This is a genomic window from Yersinia sp. 1252 StPb PI (assembly GCF_048593885.1).
GTDB lineage: Bacteria > Pseudomonadota > Gammaproteobacteria > Enterobacterales > Enterobacteriaceae > Yersinia > Yersinia enterocolitica_E.
Window position 1 is genome coordinate 1 of record NZ_JAZGQE010000257.1, and the last position, 4,606, is coordinate 4,606.

Sequence of the window (4,606 nt, forward strand, 5' to 3'; positions counted from 1 at the left end):
GTTATTAACTCCATTTATATAACTTTAATATACAATCCTTTTTCATTGCTTCCGGGTGGCGTTCTGCCGCCAGCTAATAACCTCATCGAGCCGCCCTTTACAAATCCGCAGCTCACGCTTCAAAGCCAACACATACAGCCCACTATCGCCCCAAGTGGTACCAACGAATTCAGGTACCTCGCATTCAGTTAATGCGGATTCTGGGAGTCACAACTGGATTAATTCGGCTGACTTATGCGGTGGGCTACTCTTACAGGATGCTAATGTTGCTATCAAGTATCCTGCTATCAATACACGGATCCCCGACCAAGATATACAGCGGGCCTGTTCTGAGACCGACAGAGCGATAGCCAAAGTGATACAGGGGCTATTGCCAGTATTCGGGAGAATGGAACCAGACAATATAAGACCTGAACATGTCAGAAAATATATGGATAAGAGAGGGCTTAGTAGCAGGACGCAAGCAAACAGGGAAAAAACGTTTATGTCTCGGGCCTATAGATGGGGGTATGAGCGGGGATTTGTGAAAGGGAATCCATGTAAGGGGGTTAAGCAATTTAAAGAGGGATCCAGGGAACGCTATATTACAGATGAAGAATATAACGCTCTGTATAAAGCTGCGCCTGACATTGTGCGGGCAGCAATGGAGATAGCGTACTTGTGCCTCGCAAGACAGGCTGATGTGCTTTCATTACGCAAGGATCAATTCAGAGAGTCAGGAAAATAAAAATTGTTCCAGTGGTAGGTAATCAGAAGAAGTGATTTTTTATGCGTTAGTTGAATTTTATGTTCCTAAATCATCTTCCTAAGTGTGATTTTAGGCACAAAAAAACCGCCTCTCGGCGGTTAACAACATACTCATACTACTTTGTTTTACTTAGAATATTTTCCATGGTGCCCGGGGCGGGACTTGAACCCGCACAGCCATAAGCCGAGGGATTTTAAATCCCTTGTGTCTACCGATTTCACCACCCGGGCTCTGGAAAACTGGAGGCGCGTCCCGGAGTCGAACCGAGGTAGACGGATTTGCAATCCGTAGCATGGCCACTCTGCCAACGCGCCTTATTCTTCTTTGCCTTTACAGCTGAGGTTCGCCTTAAGCCAACCTACTAATTTGGAGCGGGAAACGAGACTCGAACTCGCGACCCCGACCTTGGCAAGGTCGTGCTCTACCAACTGAGCTATTCCCGCAACATCAGAACTTACTGATTCTTTTGCTATCTTTCGACATTTCGTTGCAGCCGTCTGATGCGATGCATTCTACTTACCTGACGCAATGAGTCAATAAAATTATCTGACTAATGTGTTCGTTTGCTGCTTTTTGCGGCGCTTCGATCAAGGTTCGAGCAAATCATTCCAGGCAGCGTTTAAATATTGAAACATTGACCAGAATGTCAGTACCGCAGCAATGTAGAGAAGAACAAAGCTGGCGAGCTCAACGTTATGGTCTGGGCGCCAAAGTAAGCCAACCAGCGAACCCATTTGAGCCGTGGTTTTCACTTTACCAATCCATGACACCGCAACACTGCTGCGCTTACCGATTTCAGCCATCCACTCACGCAGGGAGGAAATGATGATTTCACGGGCAATCATAGTTGCCGCCGGTAGAGTGATCCACCAGACATGATAATGCTCAGCAACCAGCACTAATGCGATGGCAACCATAACTTTATCCGCCACAGGGTCAAGAAAAGCCCCAAAACGGGTAGTTTGTTTCCAGCGGCGCGCTAAAAAGCCATCAAACCAATCGGTTGCTGCTGCAAACACAAATATGATGGCACAAACCATCGGAGCCCAAACGAATGGCAGATAAAACGCCAGAACGAAGAATGGGATGAGTACAACACGAAACAGGGTAAGCCAAGTCGGTATATTCAATTGCATAATGCTACGATAACTATCTGGCTGGGGTGGATATTATGAGTATGGTGCAACATTAGCCTCAGTGTTTCAATGCATTGTAGATTTTTTCTGCCAATGCTTGTGAAATACTCGGCACTTTTGCAATTTCCTCGACGCTAGCATTCAGTAAAGGTTGCAGTCCCCCCATATACTTCAGCAAAATTTGCCGCCGTTTAGGGCCAACTCCCTCTATCGTTTCTAATGCACTGGTATTTTTTACTTTAGCACGACGCTGCCTATGTCCGGTGATTGCATGGTTATGCGAGTCATCTCGGATATGTTGAATCAAATGCAATGCTGGTGAATCTGGTGGCAACGAGAACCCCTCCCCTTGCGCCTCCAGGAACAATGTTTCCAGCCCCGCTTTTCGATCACTTCCCTTAGCAACGCCGACCAATAATGGTTTTTGCTTATCCCACTCAACGGTGAGAGAAGCAAACACGTCAAAAGCCTGAGACAGCTGGCCTTTCCCTCCGTCAATGAAAATAACATCAGGAATTTTTTTGTCATCTAATGCCTTACCATATCGACGTTTAAGCACTTGAGACATCGCCGCATAATCATCACCAGGCGTTATGCCACTAATATTGTAGCGTCTATATTCCGAACGTACAGGACCATTTGCATCAAATACGACACAAGACGCGACAGTCTGCTCTCCCATCGTATGGCTGATATCAAAACATTCCATACGATTGATCTCATCAAGATTAAGAATCTTGGCTAACTCTTTCATTCGCTGATGTATTGTTGATTGCTGCGATAAACGAGTAATCAACGCAGTAGAGGCATTTGTGCGCGCAAGTTTAAGGTAACGCGCTCGATCCCCCCGAGGACGGCTTTGGATCTGAATTTTTCTTCCGGCCAACTCAGAAAGAGAGGAAGCCAGCAGATCCTTTTCCTCTAGGGTAAAGTCCAGCAAGATCTCACCTGGGAGTGTTCGCCCCTGGCTTCCTTGCAAATAAAACTGCCCAACGAAGGTCTGAACGACTTCACTGAGCTCAGTTCCGGCAGGAACTTTCGGGAAGTAACTCCGGCTTCCCAGCACTTTCCCTTGTCGAATAAATAGCACATGGACACAAGCTAATCCGGCATCAAACGCCACACCGATAACATCAAGATCTTCACTGTCGCCCGAAACGAACTGCTGTTCAGTAACTCGCCTTACTGCTTGTATTTGATCTCGAATACGTGCCGCATCTTCGAAATGCAACGATTGACTGGCTTCCTCCATCCGGGAAATCAGTTGTGTCAGTACCTGTTGGTCTTTGCCCGAGAGGAACAAACGCACATAATCAACCTGGCGTTGGTACTCATCATCACTCACAAGCCCTGCAACACAGGGGCCTGAACAACGGCCAATCTGATATTGCAGACAAGGCCGTGAACGATTGCGGTAGACACTGTTTTCACACTGTCTTACTGGAAAAAGTTTTTGCAATAATGCCAAGGTCTCGCGGACAGCATAAGAGTTTGGGAACGGGCCGAAATACTCACCCTTCTCATGCTTAGCACCGCGATGAATAGCTAAGCGCGGGTGAGTATCCGCACTCAAGAAAATAAGAGGATATGACTTATCATCACGCAACAGTACGTTGTAACGCGGCTGATAAAGCTTGATATAGTTATGCTCAAGCAGCAGTGCTTCCGTTTCTGTATGCGTCACGGTCACATCAATTTGAGCAATATTCTTAACCAAGGTCTCTGTTTTTCGACTGGCAACCTGAGCACGGAAATAACTCGTCAGACGTTTCTTGAGGTCTTTTGCTTTGCCGACATAAATAACTGTCCCCGTCTTATCATACATACGGTAAACACCAGGTTGGCTGGTGACAGTTTTCAAAAACTCTTTAGAATCGAAACAATCAGTCACTATTAGACAACGTCTCCGCGTTAAACAGACCGTGGCGAATGGCCAGATGGGTCAATTCAACGTCACCACTTATATTAAGCTTGCTAAACATCCGGTAGCGATAGCTGTTCACCGTTTTCGGACTCAGATGAAGTTGTTCCGAAATGTCGTTCACCTTTTGGCCTTTCGTTATCATGAGCATAATTTGTAACTCACGCTCTGACAAACAACTAAAAGGCGTTTCGGCTGGGGGCTCCAACTGACCCAAGGCCATCTGCTGCGCAATATCAGAAGCAATGTAGCGTTGCCCCGAATGAACCGCACGGATAGCCGTAACAACATCCTGAGGTGCCGCCCCCTTACTTAAATACCCACCGGCACCAGCCTGCATGACTTTTGCGGGCAGCGGGTTTTCAGTATGGATGGTTAGCATGATAACTTTAGTATCTGGAGAAAAACGCAAAATCTTACGAGTTGCTTCCAACCCGCCGATACCGGGCATATTCATATCCATCAAAACGATATCAACAACATGGCTACGGCACCATTTTACCGCATCTTCACCACACTGCATCTCGCCCGCTACTTTGATACCCTTGATATCTTCAAGAATGCGTCGAATCCCTGCGCGCACCAGTTCGTGGTCATCAACAAGAAGAACGCTAATCAAAGAAAATTCTCCAAAAATAAGGGAGTAACCTAATCACGCTTTGTTTACGACAATGATATTACTTGTTTTCGACCAAAGAATGAATACAGAATAATTGCAAATTCATATCTATATTGTTTGACAGATATTATTTTTATCATCATTTCGACTATGTACATAAAATCGCTGACATATCAATTAAC

General features: G+C 46.0%; 3 protein-coding genes, 3 tRNA genes and 2 pseudogenes. 1 reads left to right on the forward strand and 7 read right to left on the reverse strand.

Going from position 1 to position 4,606, the window contains the following annotated elements; all coding sequences use genetic code 11:
* Window positions 1-42: 42 nt before the first annotated feature.
* Window positions 43-144: pseudogene (locus tag V2A85_RS21975) on the reverse strand (hypothetical protein); the annotation flags it as partial.
* Between the two features lie 223 nt (window positions 145-367).
* On the opposite strand from V2A85_RS21975, the pseudogene V2A85_RS21980 reads away from it, so the two are divergent.
* Window positions 368-721 (forward strand): annotated as a pseudogene (locus V2A85_RS21980) (integrase); the annotation flags it as partial.
* A 171-nt stretch (window positions 722-892) separates the two neighbouring features.
* On the opposite strand, the gene V2A85_RS21985 reads toward V2A85_RS21980, so the two are convergent.
* The 6 genes from V2A85_RS21985 to uvrY all read right to left on the reverse strand — a co-directional run bounded on the left by V2A85_RS21985 (window position 893) and on the right by uvrY (window position 4,424).
* Window positions 893-978: transfer RNA gene (locus tag V2A85_RS21985), tRNA-Leu, on the reverse strand.
* Window positions 979-988: 10 nt separating this feature from the next.
* Window positions 989-1,062: transfer RNA gene (locus tag V2A85_RS21990), tRNA-Cys, on the reverse strand.
* Window positions 1,063-1,115: 53 nt separating this feature from the next.
* Window positions 1,116-1,191 (reverse strand) — tRNA-Gly (locus V2A85_RS21995).
* Between the two features lie 144 nt (window positions 1,192-1,335).
* A complete protein-coding gene (pgsA, locus tag V2A85_RS22000; protein WP_083159111.1) occupies window positions 1,336-1,884 on the reverse strand; it encodes a CDP-diacylglycerol--glycerol-3-phosphate 3-phosphatidyltransferase in 549 nt (182 codons plus the stop codon).
* Between the two features lie 58 nt (window positions 1,885-1,942).
* Window positions 1,943-3,775, reverse strand: a complete 1,833-nt coding sequence (gene uvrC, locus V2A85_RS22005; RefSeq protein WP_372558766.1) for an excinuclease ABC subunit UvrC — start codon at window positions 3,773-3,775, stop codon at window positions 1,943-1,945.
* Entirely contained in the window at window positions 3,768-4,424 is a 657-nt protein-coding gene (gene uvrY, locus V2A85_RS22010) for a UvrY/SirA/GacA family response regulator transcription factor (protein ID WP_083159113.1), read from the reverse strand. Before uvrY ends, uvrC begins: the two co-directional genes overlap by 8 nt.
* Window positions 4,425-4,606 lie beyond the last annotated feature (182 nt).

Excerpts from the sequence above, each read along its gene's own strand:
- pgsA (WP_083159111.1), bottom strand. The coding sequence starts at position 1,884 with ATGCAATTGAATATACCGACTTGGCTTACCCTGTTTCGTGTTGTACTC.